This is a genomic window from Lentzea sp., from assembly GCF_035525475.1.
In the GTDB taxonomy this organism is placed as follows: domain Bacteria; phylum Actinomycetota; class Actinomycetes; order Mycobacteriales; family Pseudonocardiaceae; genus Lentzea.
Genome location: NZ_DATLEC010000029.1, coordinates 1 through 13,833, shown reverse-complemented (window position 1 = coordinate 13,833; position 13,833 = coordinate 1). Strand labels below are relative to the sequence as shown.

Here is a 13,833-nt window from a genome sequence, read left to right as displayed (position 1 = left end):
CGAACAATTCCCGGAAATGTGCCGGATTCATTTCGCGGCCGGTGAGAGGAACAAATGCACGTCGTCACCGGGGCCTCCGGGCGGTTCGGGCGGCTGGCCGTCGAACGCCTCCGCGAACGCGTCGACGCGAGCAGCATCGTGGCCGTCACCCGGACCCCTGAGCGCATCGCGGACCTCGGCGTCGTGGTCCGGCAGGCCGACTTCACCGACCCCGGCTCGCTGACCGCGGCCTTCGACGGCGCCGACCGCGTCCTCGTGTCCGCCACGGGCGCGCGCAGCCTGGGCAGGCGCGCGGAACTGCACCGCAACGCCTTCGACGCGGCGGTGAAAGCCGGCGCGGGACACGTGCTCTACCAGTCGATGGTGCGCGCGGGCGAGCCCGGCCACCCGCTGTCGCTGATGCCGGAGCACGGCGCGACCGAGCGGGTGCTGGCCGAGTCGGGCGTGCCGTTCACCGTGGTCCGCCTCAACGTCGAACCGGACGTGCTGCTGATGACGTTGCCCCTGGCGGAGGCGGTGGCCACCGGCACGCTCGCCACCGCGAACGGCTCCGGCCACGTCGGCTACGTGACCTGGGAGGACTCCGCCGAGGTCGGTGCCGCCCTGCTCGCAGAGGGCGGTCACGAGGGCCAGTACGTCGACGTCTCGGGACCGGCCGCGCTCGACCACGGCGACGTGGCGGACGCGCTGGCCGAGGCGACCGGACGCCCCGTCAGGTACGAGCCGGGTGAGAGCCAGGACGACTGGGACACCTACCTCGCCCGGCTGCCGGAGGCCTTGACCTCCTCCGTCCCCGAGCAGGCGCTGCGGGCCGGGTTCGAGTTCTGGACCTGCGCCGAGGCCGGCTGGTTCGACGTCGTGACGCACACCGTGCCCCGGCTCACCGGCCGCCCGGCCACCTCGCTGGCCGGCTTCCTCACCGCGCACCGCGACCAGTTGCTGGGCCGCACCGAGTTCTGAGCAAGAGGGGACAGACATGACGACTGCGCAGGAACCCAGGGACTACCCGTTCAGCGCGGCCTCCGGGCTCCACCTGGATCCCACGTTCGCGCACCTGCGGGCGACCGAACCGGTCTCGCGCGTGCGGCTGCCGTACGGCGGCGACGCCTGGCTGGTGACCAGCCACGAGGACATCAAGACCGTCTTCACCGACCCGAGGTTCAGCCGGTTCGAGGCGTTCGGCAAGGAGTGCCCGCGGCCCAACCCGGAGGTGCGCACCGGCCCTCCGACGATCATCGACCTGGACCCGCCGCACCACACCCGGTTGCGCAAGCTGGTCAACAAGGCGTTCACCGCCCGGCAGACCGAGCTGCTGCGGCCGCGCGTGGAGCAGGTCGTCACCGAGCTGCTCGACCGCATGGAGGAGAAGGGCTCCCCGGCGGACCTGCTGGAGTCGCTCGCCTACCCGTTGCCGATGACGGTGATCTGCGAGCTGCTCGGCGTCCCGCTGGAGGACAGGGACAAGTTCCACGAGTGGTCCGACGCGATGGTCGCCATCACCTCGGTCAGCCCGCAGGAGAGCGAGCAGGCGTTCGCCGACGTCATGGCGTACATCGCGAACCTGGTCGAGGAACGCCGCCGCACGCCGTCCGACGACATGCTCGGCATGCTGGTCGCCGCCCGCGACGAGGGCGACAAGCTCAGCGAGGAGGAGCTGGTCCTCTTCGGCGTGACGCTGCTGATCGGCGGGTACGAGACGACCGCCAACCAGATCGGCAACTTCGCCTACACGCTGTTCACCCACCCTGACCAGCTGCACCGGCTGCTGACCGAGCCCGACATCCTGGACACCGCCATCGAGGAGCTGTCGCGCTACTGCCCGCTGCTCAGCGAGGCGGGCAACGTGCCGCGGATCGCCATGGCCGACCTCGAGCTCGGCGGTGTGCGGATCCGCGAGGGCGACGCGGTGTTCATCGAGCTCAACTCGGCCAACCGCGACGACAAGGTGTTCCCGCAGGCCGACCAGCTCGACCTGGGCCGTACCCACAACCCCCACTTCGGCTTCGGCCACGGCGCGCACCACTGCGTCGGCGCCCAGCTGGCCAAGGTCGAGATGCGCGCCGCGATCGGTGCACTGACCAGCAGGTTCCCCAAGATCCGGCTCGCGGTCCCGGCGCAGGACGTGCCGTGGAAGGACGAGCGACGGCTGCGCGGAGCGTTCGCGCTGCCGGTCGAATGGTGAGCACTGGAGGAAGAGGACAACCATGGGACGTTTCACCTACCTGGCGTCGTCGGAGCGCATCCCCGACCCGCAGGAGAGCGACATCGAGATCACCATCACCACGCCCGACGAGGTGAAGGTCGGCGAGGTCGTGAACATCGAGGTCACCCTGCGCACGCTGCACCCGACGATCAAGGACCGCAACGTCGGCGACGTGCACGGACACGTGTTCGTGCGGGTGGACGGGCCGGTCTCGCACGAGCTGAAGGCCGACGGCCTGGTCAACGCGAACTTCGTGTTCACCGGCAAGAACGTGCTGCTCACCGGTGGCCACGCGGAGTTCGTCGCGGAGCAGCCGGGCGCGTACACGTTCCGGCCCGGCGACATCTGGGTGACCACGTCGGACTACCCGATCAGCTGCACGCCGGCGAACGAGTTCCCGATCGAGAGCAAGACCCAGATCGTCTAGCTTTTCCCGCTCAGCCGCAGTCGCCCATCATCGCCCGGTTCAGCTCCTCCGGGTTGATGGGCGGCACGGCGAGGGGGTGGGCCGCTCCGGCGCGCATGCCGTCGAGCATCAGCCCGAGGTGCCGGCGCCACAGGTCCGGCCGCACCGCCCCGGTCGCCTCGACCGTGCGGGCGGTGGCCCAGGTCAGGAACGCCAGGTCGGCCATCGTGAAGTCGGCCCGCAGCACCCCCGCCTCGATCGCCCGGTCCAGGATGCGGCTCATCAGCTGGAACCCGTGCAGGTGGCCCTCGGTCGGCGTGGCCTGCGGGACCCGCCGCGAGACCAGGTCGTTGTAGCCGCGGTCGTTGGCCTGCAGCTCGCAGATCCGTTCCAGGAAGTGCACCAGGCCGTCCCACGCGTCGGGCATGGCGAGCGAGTGCTCCGCGATCTTCGTGACCGTCTCCGCGCGGTCGCTGAACACCGCCTCCACCAGGTCCGCGCGGTTGGGGAAGTGGTTGTAGAGCGTGCCGATGCTCACCCCGGCGGTGCGCGCGATCTCCTCGAGCGCGACGTCCAGGCCGTGTGCGGCGAACAGCTTCCGGGCGGCCTCGACCAGCAGATCCCGGTTGCGCTGTGCGTCCCGGCGCAGGGGCTTGGTGCGGCTGACCATGTCCGAATCCTAGCATGTTGAGGTCTGCCTCAACTTCTGTGTAGACTCGCCCTAGTTGAGGCCATCCTCAACTTGTCTGAACCGAACTAAGGAGCTTTGTCAGATGCCCAAGACTCTTGCCATCTTCGGCGCCGGCCCTGTCTTGGGGTTGGCCGTCGCACGCCGCTTCGGGCGTGAGGGCTTCCGCGTCGCGCTGGTCTCGCGGACCAAGGAGAACCAGGACAAGCTCGTCGCCGAGCTCGCGACCGACGGGATCGAGTCGGCCGGCTTCTCCGCAGACGTGTCCGACCGCACCCAGATCCCCGGTGCCGTCGAGGCGATCACCAAGGCGTACGGCCAGATCGACGCCGTGATCTTCAGCCCGGGCGGCGGCAGCATGGGCGAGGGCATCGTGCCCGCGCTCGACATCACGCCGGAGAGCCTGCAGGCGATCTTCGACGAGTTCGTGCTCACCGGTGTCGCGCTGGTCAACGCCGCGCTGCCGGCCATGGTCGAGCGCGGCGACGGCGCGATCATCTTCACCGGCGGCCAGTCGGGCGTGTACCCGACGCCGATGCTCGGCAACGCGGGCATGGGCCAGGCGGCGCTGCGCAACTACTTCTACAACCTGAACGGCCTGCTCGCCGACAAGGGCGTGTACGTCGGAGCGGTGAACATCGGCGCGCTGATCAAGGGCAGCGTCCCCTACAACATGATCACCTCCCGGCCGAACATCGGCTTCGAGATCGAGGCGTACTCCGCGGAGGAGTTCGCGGAGAACTACTGGGAGCTGTACTCCAAGCGCGAGAAGGCAGAGGCGCTCGTCGGCAGCATGGGTCAGTGAGGTCGTCGCTCATCACCCGATGAGCGGTAGTGAGAAATCCGGGGTGTGGCCACACTCCGGATTTTTTGCGTTCCGGAACGAGCCGCCGCCGTGCTTAGGGGTTCCGGACAGGGGTTGAGCTGAAAATGTGCCCTCAGTAGCGTGGTGATCACCGGGAAGAATGATTTCCGGGGAATTCCTCTTCGCGCGCTTTCGGAGGTCGTGGTGACGCAGGACAGTGCCGGGCACCGTCTGGCCGTGCTCGGCGCGGGCGTGATGGGCAAGGGCATCACCGCGCTCGCGCTGGGCCGCGGCCTGCCGGTGACGTTGGTCGACGTGGACCCCGAAGCGCTGGGGCCCGCGGCGGAGCAGGTGCGCCAGGAGATGCGGCTGGGCCTGCTCACCGGCGCGTTGCCGCGCGACCGCCGGCCGGGTGAGCTGCGCACCAGCTCCTCGATCGCCGACGCCGCCGGCGCGACCGTCGTGATCGAGGCGATCACCGAGGTCGCCGAGCTGAAGGTCAAGGCGCTGATCGACGTGGCCGCGGTGGTGGCACCCGGCACGTTGCTGATCACCAACACCTCGTCCATCCCGGTGGACGAGCTCGCCGCGTCCGCGCCCCGGCCGGAGGACCTGCTGGGCGTGCACTTCATGAACCCGCCCTACCTGATCGAGACGGTCGAGGTGATCCGCGGCTCGCGGACGGGCGAGCACGCGATGGCCGCGCTGTCGTCGTTGCTGGAGGCGTTGGGGCGCAAGGAGGTCGTGGTCGGCGACGGGCCGGGGTTCGTGACGAGCCGCGTGCTGCACCGCATGATCAACGACGCCGCCGCGCTCGTGCAGGAGGGCAGGGCCACCGCGGAGGCGGTCGACGCGCTGATGGAGGGCTGCCTCGGGCACCCGACCGGACCGCTGCGCACCGCCGACCTGATCGGCATCGACAACCTCGTGGACTCGCTGCGGGTGCTGCACGAACGCACCGGCGACGAGGGCTGCAAACCGTGCGACCTGTTGCTGCGCAAGGTGTCCGACGGCGACCTCGGCCGCAAGACCGGTCGCGGCTTCTACTCCTACACCGATGCCGGTGGCGTGCTGCCCGCGGGGCTGCGCTGATGGCCGCGCAGGTCGACGCCACGCCCGAACTGCTGGCGTACGTGCGGGAAGTGTCGTTGCGCGACGACGAGATCCTGGCCGGGCTGCGCGGGGAGACCGAGCGCATGCCCGCCTACCACGCGATGGTGACCATGCCGGAGGAGGCGCAGTTCCTGGCGCTGCTCGTCCGGTTGATCGGCGCGAGCTCGGTGCTGGAGATCGGCACGTTCACCGGCTACAGCACGTTGTGCATGGCCAGGGCGCTGCCCGCGGGCGGCCGGATCATCACCTGCGACGTCGACCGCAAGTGGCCGACCGTCGCGGCGGGGTACTGGAAGCGCGCGGGCGTGGCCGACCGGATCGACTTCCGCCTCGGCGACGCCGCCGAGACCATGGCGGGACTCCTGGACGACGGCCTGGCGGGCACGGTCGACCTCGTGTTCGTGGACGCGGACAAGGCCGGCTACGAGCGCTACTACGAGAACGCGCTGACCCTGCTGCGACCGGGCGGCCTGGTGGTCGTCGACAACACCCTGTACTTCGGCCGCGTGGTCGACCCGGACGCGCGGGACCCGGACACCGAGGCCATCCGCCGGCTCAACGCGCGCCTGCGCGACGACGACCGGGTGCACCTCGCCCTGCTGACCATGGCGGACGGCATCACCTTGGCGCACAAGAAGACCGCGTAACCGTTCCGACGAGACCAGAGGTGTGCGGAGATCATGACCGACTCCCTTTCAGCGACCACCCCGACCGCAGAGGCGATCAGCGAGAACCTGCAGGAGTTCCTGCTGTCGCGCACCAAGCAGGCGTGGGAGCCGGACGTCGACCTGTTCGCCTCCGGTGTGGTGTCGTCCATGTTCGCCATGGAGCTCGTCGTCTACGTGGAGAAGACCTTCGACGTGATGGTGCTCGGCGAGGACCTGGCGGTGGACAACTTCCGCACCGTGAACAAGATGACCGGCCTGGTGCTGCGGCTGAGCGAGAACAGCGGTGTCTGACGCCGCGGCCCTGGTCACCGAGGCGGTCGGCGACAGCGCCGCCGGGTGGGACCTGGCCGGCTGGATCCCGCCCGAGGTCGTGCGGGGCCTGGGCGCGAAAGGCGTGCTGTGCGCCGAGGTCCCGGCCCGTCACGGCGGGCTCGCGCTGTCCGGTGCGGACAACGGCGAGCTGACCGCGCACACCGGCGCGTTGTGCAGCTCGTTGCGCAGCCTGATGACGTCGCAGGGGATGGCCGCGTGGACCGTCCAGCGGTTCGGGACCCGTGACCAGCACTCCGAGTACCTCGGCATGTTCACCGGCGGCTCGCTGGCCGCGGTGGCGTTCAGCGAGCCCGGTGCGGGCAGCGACCTGGCCGCGATGAGCACACAGATCCGGCGCGATGGCGACACCGTCGTGATCACCGGCCGCAAGACGTGGATCACCGCGGCGGCCTACGCGGACGTCGTGCTGGTGTTCGGACGTTTCGACGACGACACCGCGGTGGCCGTCGTTCCCGTGACCGCGCCGGGGGTGCGGATCGAACGCGTGCCGAATCCGCTGGGGTGCCGTGCCGCCGGTCACTCCACTGTGGACCTGGACGACGTGCGCCTGCCGATTTCCTCCGTGCTGTCGGAACGAGGATTCCCGTTGGCACTGCTGGTGACCACGGCGCTGACCTACGGTCGGTTGTCGGTCGCGTGGGGCAGCGTCGGCATGCTGAGGGCGTGCCTGGGCGAAGCCACGCGGCACGCGCGGACGCGCTCGCAGTTCGGCAGTCCCTTGTCCCAGCACCAGCTGGTGGCGAGGCACCTGGCCGAGCTGTACGTGGCCGAGCGGACCGCCACGAAGATGTGCGAGGACGCCAGCCGGGCCTGGGACGACCGGTCGCCGGAGATGGGATCGGCGGCGGTGCTGGCCAAGTACGTCGCCTCCACCGAAGCGGCCCGCGGCGCGGCGACAGCGGTGCAGGTCCTCGCTTCCGCGGGCGCCCAGGACGGCGGCGTGGTCGCCCGCGCGTTCCGCGACGCGAAACTGATGGAGATCATCGAGGGCAGCAGCGAGATCAGCCAGCTCATGCTCGCCGAGCGCGCGCTGATGGCCTAGACACACCGCAGACCCGCGACAAGGGGAGCCACAGTCGTGACCGACGACAAACCACTGGTGAAGTGCCTGGTCTGGGATCTCGACAACACCCTGTGGCAGGGCACCCTGCTGGAGGACGGCGAGGTCCGCCTCGCCGACGAGATCCGCGACGTGATCATCGAGCTGGACGCGCGCGGCGTCCTGCAGTCGGTCGCCAGCCGCAACGACCACGACCACGCCTGGGAACAGCTGGAGAAGCTGCAGGTGGCCGAGTACTTCGTGGTCCCGAGGATCGGCTGGGGCCGCAAGTCCGAGTCGGTGAGGCAGATCGTCGCCGACCTCAACATCGGCATGAACACGATCGCGTTCATCGACGACATGCCGGTGGAACGAGCGGAGGTGGCCCACCACCTGCCCGACGTCCGCGTCTACGAGGCGTCGCAGGCACTGGAGCTGACCAGCCTCCCGGAGTTCAGCCCCGCACTCGTCACCGTCGACGCCAAGCGCCGCAGGGAGATGTACCAGGCGGGCTTCCGCCGCACAGCGGAACGGGACGCGCACGAGGGCAGCGACGAGGAGTTCCTCCGCTCGCTGTCCATGGAACTGCGCATCGCCCGTGCGCGCGAGGAGGAGATCAGCCGCGTGGAGGAGCTGACCCTCCGCACGAACCAGATGAACGCCACCGGAGTCCACTACTCCGAGGAAACACTGCGGTCCTATGTGGACGACCGGGCGCACGAGGTGCTCGTGATCAGCCTGACCGACAGGTTCGGCCCCCACGGCGCCGTGGGCGTGATGCTGCTGGAGAAGCTGGCCACTTCATGGCACCTGAAACTGCTGGCCACCTCGTGCCGCGTGGTGGCGTTCGGCGTCGGCGCGACGCTTCTGCGCTGGCTGACCGACCAGGCCGCCCGAGCCGGCGTGCACCTCGTCGCGGACTTCAAGCGCACCGACCGCAACCGCATGATGGAGATCGCCTACCGTTTCGCGGGCTTCGGCACGTCCGACTGCGCCTGCACGGCAGCGATCCCGTCCGCGGACGGGATCGAACGCCTGCACCTGGTGCCGGTCAGGCAGGAGGCTCCCGACGTGCTGCGGGTGCTGACGTCGGACCTGGCTTCGGCCGGCCCCGAGCTGGCGGAGTGGGTCTGACCCCTGGTTCAGACCCCTGGGTCAGTCCCCGTCGGTGAGCACGGTATCCGGCGTCTCCCAGTCCGCGCACCGCCGCGCGCTGGACGTCGACGGGGATCGAGCTGCTGAAGGTGAGCGGCAGCATGACGCCGACCGGCCCCAGCTGTCACCACCACACCCACCGGTGCGAAGTGCTGTTCCGCGGTCAGGAGTTGTCCGAACTGCTGCATGCGCCTCGACCAGCGAGGATCGTCAGGGCTCGATGATCGCCGTGAGTGCCACGGTGAAGGGGGCCGGATCGAGGTCGCCCCGCACGGCGAGCTGTTGCGCGTATCCGTGGCACAGAGCCACGAACGCCTCGGCGATCCGCTCCGCCTCCGCCGGTGCGCGGCCGGGCAGGAGCGCGGCGACCGCGGTGCGCAGGTCGTCGAGCTGGCGCTGGACGACGGCGGCGAGGCCGGGGGAGACGGCGGCCTCGGCGTAGATCTGGGCGACCAGCCGGGCGTGGCCGTGCTCCCGCTCCGCCGTGCGGATGTGCTCGAGGAAGCCGTGGACCGAGGCGGCGGTGAGCTCGGCGGGGAGCGTGTGGCTCGTCTGCTCGCAGATGGCGGCGACGATCTGGTCCTTGCTCTTGAAGTACCGGTAGATCGCCCCGGTGGAGAGTCCCGACGCCTCGACGAGGTCGGGCATCGAGGTCCGCGCGAACCCGTGACTGGCGAAGCGCGCGCGGGCCGCGTCGATGATCTGCTGACGGCGCGCGTCGAGGTGGGCCTGGGTGACCTTCGGCATAAAGAACGACCATTCGTTTTGTAGTAGCGTCACGACCGTACCCCACTGCCGAGTCCTGAGGAGACCTACGTGCGCTACCAGACCTTCGGGCGGAGGAGCGGGCTGCGGGTGTCGGAGTACGTGCTGGGCACGGCCAACTTCGGCTCCGGGCCGGCCGCCGCGGGCGTGGAGGGTTCCAAGGCGATCTTCGAGGCGTTCGTCGCGGCCGGCGGCACCACCTTCGACGTGTCGAACATCTACCAGAACGGCGAGGCCGAGACGGTGCTCGGCGACCTCCTGGGCCGCGACCGCGACGACTTCGTGGTGATCACCAAGTACAGCGGCACCAGGCAGGCCGACGTGCGGCCGGGCACCACCGGCAACAGCCGCAAGACCATGATCCGCTCGCTGGAGGACAGCCTGCGCCGCTTGGGGACCGACCACGTCGACGTCCTGATGCCCCACTTCCCCGACGGCGTGACGCCGGTGGCGGAGATCCTGGCGGGCTTCGAGGACCTGATCCGCGCGGGCAAGATCCGTTACGGCGGACTCTCGAACTTCCCGGCCTGGCGGACCGCGGGCGCCGCCGTCAGGTCGGAACTGGAAGGCCGCTCACCGCTCGTGGGCATCCAGACCGAGTACAGCCTGGCCGAGCGCTCCGCGGAACGGGAGCTCATCCCGATGGCCGACGCCCACGGCCTGGGCATCGTCCTGTACTCCCCGCTGGCAGGAGGCCTGCTGACCGGCAAGTACCGGCGCGGCGAGCAGGGGCGGCTCAGCGCCAGGGGAACCGAGACCGACGAGCAACGCTCCGCAGTGCTGGACGCAGTCCTCGCCGTCGCGGAAGAGACGGGAACGGGCCCGGTCCAGGTGGCGCTGGCCTGGTTGCGCCGGCGCGCCGAGAGGGTCGGAACCACGATGATCCCCATCGTCGGCCCCCGCACCCCGGCACACCTGCAGGGATACCTGGACGCCCTCACCGCCGACCTCGGCCCCGAGCACCACCGCCTGCTGGACGAGGTCAGCGAAATCAGGCTGGGCACACCTCACGACGACGTGGCAGCAGCATGGGCGCACGGCATCGACGGCGAGCGAAGCCTCCTGGACCTCCCGCCCGTACCCGTCCCCTGACCTCACGAGCACGCCGCCTCGAACTTCCTCCATCGCCCTTCGGAGACCACCTCGACGGACCCGTCGACGACCTTGATGGCCGTCTGGTCGTCGACGGCGTAAGCCGGAACGCCGATGCCGGCGGCCCACCGCTCCGCGTCGGCCATGGTGTTGGTGGGGAAGACGTCCAGGTGCGGAAAGATCGAGAAGTCGACGACCCCGAGCGTCCGGTCGTCCGGCGCCGACGGCCACTCGACGAAGTCGGCCCCGATCCGCGGTGTCATCACCATGCTCCCGGCGCTCACGCCCACCCAGACCACGTCGGGCAACGAAGGCAGCAGATCGGCCAGCCCGGACTCCCGCATCCAATGGCACAGGTACGTGGCATCGCCACCGTTGACCAGGAGCACGTCCGCCTCGCGGACCCAGGGAACCCACCGCTGCGCGCCGATGGTGGGCAACGCGGTGAGCTCCAGGACGCCGAGCGACCCCCAGCCCAGGCCGGAGGAATGCCGTGACCGGGGCTCGGCGGCCACGAACCCCCGCACCGATGCCGGACTGCTCATCGGGCTCGCCCACTGGGCCGTCGGGATGCAGAGGGCGTGGCACTCGGAGACCGGCTTGCCGAGGAGCTGCTCGAGCGCCTCGTGGATGCTCGGGTTGGTGACGCCGCCTGAGGTGAGCAGGAGTTTCACAGGTGTCTCCAGATCGCGTGGAACATGGACGTACCTGTAGACCACGGACCGAGCCGAGAATCATCGCGGTCCGTGCGATGGTGTCCGCTCGTCGGCATGAGCGAGCGACCTGCGGCATGAGCGTGCGTCTACGCGTGCGGCTGCCCGTCCGTCAGATGCACGTGCTCGAAGCACGGCGAGAACCGGCGACATGATCCGGTGTGCCGTGGTGCGGCCGGGTCGGGGTGAATCGGCCTTCGGCGACGGCCACGTCGTATGCCCCGCCGATCGGGTACTCCGTGAGGATTCCGCTGACGTAGTGCTCAGCTGCCCAGGCGAGTCCTGCTTCACGGGTCGTGAACGCGCCCGCGGCATAACGTGCGCGGTCACCGTGGAAGATCCAGATCGTCGGCCGCGCAATGCCGTCACGACGCGCCCCCGCGCCACCAGCACTCACTGCCTCGTTATACCCGAACACCCTGTTCCGCAACTGCATCGCGGTTCACTCGCTCGTCGGCAGTAGCGCGTGCTCGTCGTAGTGCCCGACCATCGGCGGGAGAGGACACGTGGCGGCGTCTAAGTGGATCAATGCCGCGTTCTCGGCGACGGTGCGCAACTATGTCCCGTCGGGTCCGAAGCTGCGCCTGAGGACATTCCTGAGATTGAGGGTCATGCCGCGGCGAGGCGGTGCGCCAGGCGGTGGTCTCGTCGTGGGTTGTGGGTCGTGCGGCTGGCGAGGCAGGCGTAGAGGATGCCGACGAGTCGGTTGGCGAGGTGGTGCGGGGCTCCGTTGTACGGCAGCCGCAGGCTTGTTGGCGACGTAGTGTCCCGTGCCACCATGCCGGGATGGCCGCTGATATCACTTTCTTCCTCGCCCCGGACGACGAGACCGCCGCGAAAACGCGCTCATCACATCCAGGCCGTGCGCTCACCTGTGTGAACTGCACAGGTTTTGACCCGGACGTCGCCGTCGTGGACTGGACGGCGTTCTTCGACGGCCAGATTCTTCGCGACGCGGAACGACGCGACAGCGGGAAGTGGCCACGGTATGTGGCGGAGTTTCTCAACGACGGCGTCGGTGTGTTCGTCGTCTCTGGCAAGCTGGTCACCGCGCTCGCGGCGGCTGGGCCGAATGAGCTGCGCCACCTGGCGTCGTACTGGGGAGAGCGGCTCGTGGAGCAGAACGAGCACGAGCTGACTGCAGCAGAACAGCTCTCAGTGGTCGAGAATGTCGCCCGACTGGCCGGTTCCACCGATGGCTCAGGCCTCTACTGCTGGCAGTGGTGAGAAGCGAACCTGCTGCCATCCCACAACAACTTCTCAAGCCAGCACCCGAAGGCCAGCCCACAACCGTCGTGACGATCACGGCGCTCACCGCATGACGCCCACTCATGCATGAGAGTGCCTCTGCTGGCACACGATCAGCGGCAGGAGAGTACGTTCCCGCTGACGAAGGAACGTCGTTGCAGGTGTGGGCCGGTCGGTCCAATCGCGCGGTGGAACTCTACCTGGGATACTTCGGTCATCTGTACGAAGGCTTGCTCGCTCACGATGACGGCGTCTGCAGGCGTCGGGCGTATGAAGCCGGGCCGGTGTGCGGGCGTGAGCGCCACCGCACCTTACGACGCCACCGTGGCCACGACCTCGACGCCGTACTTCACCTTCCGTGGCGGGCCCGCTTCAGACCACTGCCGAACCTGGTGCGGGTGTGATGACTGAGCGAGACTGCCTCGATGGTTTCCGAATACGTCCAGAGCGACCAGTTCCGCGGCGCTCGTATCCACCTGTGCAACCTCGATGGTCTCGAGATCCGCGATTGCGAGGTGACGGGTCTGAAGATCGTCGACTGCTACGGCAGCGACGTCTACCTCGGTGGCTACTTCGAGCGCCTCGTCGTCAACGACGTCGACGTGACCGCCTACGTCGAGGCAGAACTCGACCGCCGGCACCCCGCCCGAGTGCTGGTGCGGGAGGCGGCTTCCCCCAAGGACTACCGGGCTGCTTGGGACGCCATCGAGACCCTGTGGGACGCGACGCTCGACCGGGCGAGGCAGTTGCCCGAGGCCGCACTGCACGAGCAAGTCGACGGCGAGTGGTCGTTCGTCGAGACGCAACGGCATCTGCTGTTCGCCTGCGATGCCTGGTTCGGCAACGCCGTGCTCGAGGAGGAAGCGCCCTACCATCCGTTGGGCTTGCCCGCAGGGGGGACGCCGCCGGAGGAGGCGGCGAAGCTCGGCCTCACCCTCGAAGCCACCCCGACGCTCGAGGAAGTGCTGGCGCCGCGGCTCGCCCGCATGGCCGCGATGCGGCGTGTCGTCGACGGGCTCACCGCGGACGAACTCGACCGAGTGTGCGGCCGCAAACCAGCGGACATGTATCCCGAGCAGGAGTACGTCGTGCGCCGCTGCCTCAAAGTTGTACTGAAGGAAGAAGCCGAGCACCACCGATACGCGGTGCGCGACCTAGCGGTACTCGAGGCAGGTGTGCCTGAACGGCAGTAGTACCGCCTGGACTCCGACCAAGCTGCGACGCGGTGTAGCCGCGAATGACCGCACGCTCATCGGCAATAGCGGAATTTTCGTCATACGGCGAACTAGGTTGCCAGCTGCGGAGTGCTCACGACGCTTGGCCGGTCTGACGTGGTCGCTCTTCGGTCGTGGACTGGAGGTCAGTCGTGGCTGTGGTCCACTGCTGGCCCTCCCGTCCCGGGGCAGAGAACGTTCACGAGGAGGCGGCTGTTCTGCGGGTTACCGCAGCATTGGCTTGATGCCGTTGTAGCCGTATCCGTTGCCTGACCACCACAGTTGCGGGATGCCGAATAATGCGCCGGTCGATGGGCCGACGTAGACGGGCGATGCGGTGCCGCCGTTGGCGAGGAAGGTGAAGTCTGCTTTGCCGTCTGCGGTCACGTCG

17 protein-coding genes are annotated in these 13,833 nt (G+C 69.0%); 12 read left to right on the top strand and 5 right to left on the bottom strand.

The features are described from left to right. The first annotated feature begins 54 nt into the window (after positions 1–54). Genes VM306_RS03935 through VM306_RS03925 form a run of 3 tightly spaced genes read left to right on the top strand, consistent with a single transcriptional unit; the run spans position 55 to position 2,630 of the window. A complete protein-coding gene (locus VM306_RS03935) occupies positions 55–960 on the top strand; it encodes an NAD(P)H-binding protein (protein WP_325510942.1) in 906 nt (301 codons plus the stop codon). A gap of 16 nt (positions 961–976) precedes the next feature. Then, positions 977–2,182, top strand: a complete 1,206-nt coding sequence (locus VM306_RS03930; RefSeq protein ID WP_325510940.1) for a cytochrome P450 — start codon at positions 977–979, stop codon at positions 2,180–2,182. Between the two features lie 22 nt (positions 2,183–2,204). Then, positions 2,205–2,630 (top strand): hypothetical protein, encoded by a 426-nt coding sequence (locus VM306_RS03925; protein WP_325510938.1) that lies wholly within the window; start codon positions 2,205–2,207, stop codon positions 2,628–2,630. A gap of 10 nt (positions 2,631–2,640) precedes the next feature. Here the strand turns inward: VM306_RS03925 and VM306_RS03920 are convergent, their stop codons facing one another. Then, positions 2,641–3,279: a helix-turn-helix domain-containing protein gene (locus tag VM306_RS03920; RefSeq protein WP_325510936.1), complete on the bottom strand. Its 639-nt coding sequence runs from the start codon at positions 3,277–3,279 to the stop codon at positions 2,641–2,643. Positions 3,280–3,382: 103 nt separating this feature from the next. Between VM306_RS03920 and VM306_RS03915 the strand changes: the two genes are divergently transcribed. The 6 genes from VM306_RS03915 (at position 3,383) to VM306_RS03890 (ending at position 8,389) form a co-directional block, all read left to right on the top strand. Continuing rightward, positions 3,383–4,102: an SDR family NAD(P)-dependent oxidoreductase gene (locus VM306_RS03915; protein ID WP_325510934.1), complete on the top strand. Its 720-nt coding sequence runs from the start codon at positions 3,383–3,385 to the stop codon at positions 4,100–4,102. 204 nt (positions 4,103–4,306) lie between these two features. Next, positions 4,307–5,194: a 3-hydroxyacyl-CoA dehydrogenase family protein gene (locus VM306_RS03910; protein WP_325510932.1), complete on the top strand. Its 888-nt coding sequence runs from the start codon at positions 4,307–4,309 to the stop codon at positions 5,192–5,194. Then, positions 5,194–5,862 carry an O-methyltransferase gene (locus VM306_RS03905; protein ID WP_325510930.1) on the top strand — a complete coding sequence of 223 codons (669 nt, stop codon included), beginning with the start codon at positions 5,194–5,196 and terminating at the stop codon, positions 5,860–5,862. The genes VM306_RS03910 and VM306_RS03905 overlap by 1 nt, the downstream gene beginning before the upstream one ends. Before the next feature lie 33 nt (positions 5,863–5,895). Then, positions 5,896–6,174: an acyl carrier protein gene (locus tag VM306_RS03900; RefSeq protein WP_325510928.1), complete on the top strand. Its 279-nt coding sequence runs from the start codon at positions 5,896–5,898 to the stop codon at positions 6,172–6,174. After that, positions 6,167–7,258 carry an acyl-CoA dehydrogenase family protein gene (locus VM306_RS03895; RefSeq protein WP_325510926.1) on the top strand — a complete coding sequence of 364 codons (1,092 nt, stop codon included), beginning with the start codon at positions 6,167–6,169 and terminating at the stop codon, positions 7,256–7,258. Before VM306_RS03900 ends, VM306_RS03895 begins: the two co-directional genes overlap by 8 nt. 36 nt (positions 7,259–7,294) lie before the next feature. Then, the gene (locus tag VM306_RS03890; RefSeq protein ID WP_325510924.1) at positions 7,295–8,389 is read left to right on the top strand and encodes an HAD-IIIC family phosphatase; all 1,095 of its coding nucleotides are present in this window, start codon (positions 7,295–7,297) and stop codon (positions 8,387–8,389) included. A 231-nt stretch (positions 8,390–8,620) separates the two neighbouring features. Here VM306_RS03890 and VM306_RS03885 read toward each other — a convergent pair whose 3' ends face one another. Beyond that, a complete protein-coding gene (locus VM306_RS03885; protein ID WP_325510922.1) occupies positions 8,621–9,157 on the bottom strand; it encodes a TetR/AcrR family transcriptional regulator in 537 nt (178 codons plus the stop codon). Positions 9,158–9,226: 69 nt separating this feature from the next. On the opposite strand from VM306_RS03885, the gene VM306_RS03880 reads away from it, so the two are divergent. Beyond that, the gene (locus VM306_RS03880; RefSeq protein WP_325510920.1) at positions 9,227–10,267 is read left to right on the top strand and encodes an aldo/keto reductase; all 1,041 of its coding nucleotides are present in this window, start codon (positions 9,227–9,229) and stop codon (positions 10,265–10,267) included. Between the two features lie 2 nt (positions 10,268–10,269). On the opposite strand, the gene VM306_RS03875 is transcribed toward VM306_RS03880, so the two are convergent. The 3 genes from VM306_RS03875 to VM306_RS03870 all read right to left on the bottom strand — a co-directional run bounded on the left by VM306_RS03875 (position 10,270) and on the right by VM306_RS03870 (position 11,760). After that, complete coding sequence (locus VM306_RS03875) at positions 10,270–10,941, bottom strand: Type 1 glutamine amidotransferase-like domain-containing protein (protein WP_325510918.1); 672 nt, start codon at positions 10,939–10,941, stop codon at positions 10,270–10,272. A 151-nt stretch (positions 10,942–11,092) separates the two neighbouring features. Next, positions 11,093–11,416: a DUF7710 domain-containing protein gene (locus VM306_RS41505; protein ID WP_422655549.1), complete on the bottom strand. Its 324-nt coding sequence runs from the start codon at positions 11,414–11,416 to the stop codon at positions 11,093–11,095. 173 nt (positions 11,417–11,589) lie between these two features. Further along, positions 11,590–11,760: a hypothetical protein gene (locus VM306_RS03870; RefSeq protein ID WP_325510917.1), complete on the bottom strand. Its 171-nt coding sequence runs from the start codon at positions 11,758–11,760 to the stop codon at positions 11,590–11,592. 6 nt (positions 11,761–11,766) lie between these two features. On the opposite strand from VM306_RS03870, the gene VM306_RS03865 reads away from it, so the two are divergent. Beyond that, positions 11,767–12,207 carry a hypothetical protein gene (locus VM306_RS03865; RefSeq protein ID WP_325510915.1) on the top strand — a complete coding sequence of 147 codons (441 nt, stop codon included), beginning with the start codon at positions 11,767–11,769 and terminating at the stop codon, positions 12,205–12,207. Positions 12,208–12,653: 446 nt separating this feature from the next. After that, entirely contained in the window at positions 12,654–13,421 is a 768-nt protein-coding gene (locus tag VM306_RS03860) for a DinB family protein (RefSeq protein ID WP_325510914.1), read from the top strand. The last annotated feature ends 412 nt before the right edge of the window (positions 13,422–13,833 follow it).

Coding starts and splice junctions, on each gene's coding strand:
- VM306_RS03935 (WP_325510942.1), top strand. CDS start 55: ATGCACGTCGTCACCGGGGCCTCCGGGCGGTTCGGGCGGCTGGCCGTC.
- VM306_RS03930 (WP_325510940.1), top strand. CDS start 977: ATGACGACTGCGCAGGAACCCAGGGACTACCCGTTCAGCGCGGCCTCC.
- VM306_RS03925 (WP_325510938.1), top strand. CDS start 2,205: ATGGGACGTTTCACCTACCTGGCGTCGTCGGAGCGCATCCCCGACCCG.
- VM306_RS03920 (WP_325510936.1), bottom strand. CDS start 3,279: ATGGTCAGCCGCACCAAGCCCCTGCGCCGGGACGCACAGCGCAACCGG.
- VM306_RS03915 (WP_325510934.1), top strand. CDS start 3,383: ATGCCCAAGACTCTTGCCATCTTCGGCGCCGGCCCTGTCTTGGGGTTG.
- VM306_RS03905 (WP_325510930.1), top strand. CDS start 5,194: ATGGCCGCGCAGGTCGACGCCACGCCCGAACTGCTGGCGTACGTGCGG.
- VM306_RS03900 (WP_325510928.1), top strand. CDS start 5,896: ATGACCGACTCCCTTTCAGCGACCACCCCGACCGCAGAGGCGATCAGC.
- VM306_RS03885 (WP_325510922.1), bottom strand. CDS start 9,157: ATGCCGAAGGTCACCCAGGCCCACCTCGACGCGCGCCGTCAGCAGATC.
- VM306_RS41505 (WP_422655549.1), bottom strand. CDS start 11,416: ATGCAGTTGCGGAACAGGGTGTTCGGGTATAACGAGGCAGTGAGTGCT.
- VM306_RS03870 (WP_325510917.1), bottom strand. CDS start 11,760: ATGGTGGCACGGGACACTACGTCGCCAACAAGCCTGCGGCTGCCGTAC.
- VM306_RS03865 (WP_325510915.1), top strand. CDS start 11,767: ATGGCCGCTGATATCACTTTCTTCCTCGCCCCGGACGACGAGACCGCC.
- VM306_RS03860 (WP_325510914.1), top strand. CDS start 12,654: ATGGTTTCCGAATACGTCCAGAGCGACCAGTTCCGCGGCGCTCGTATC.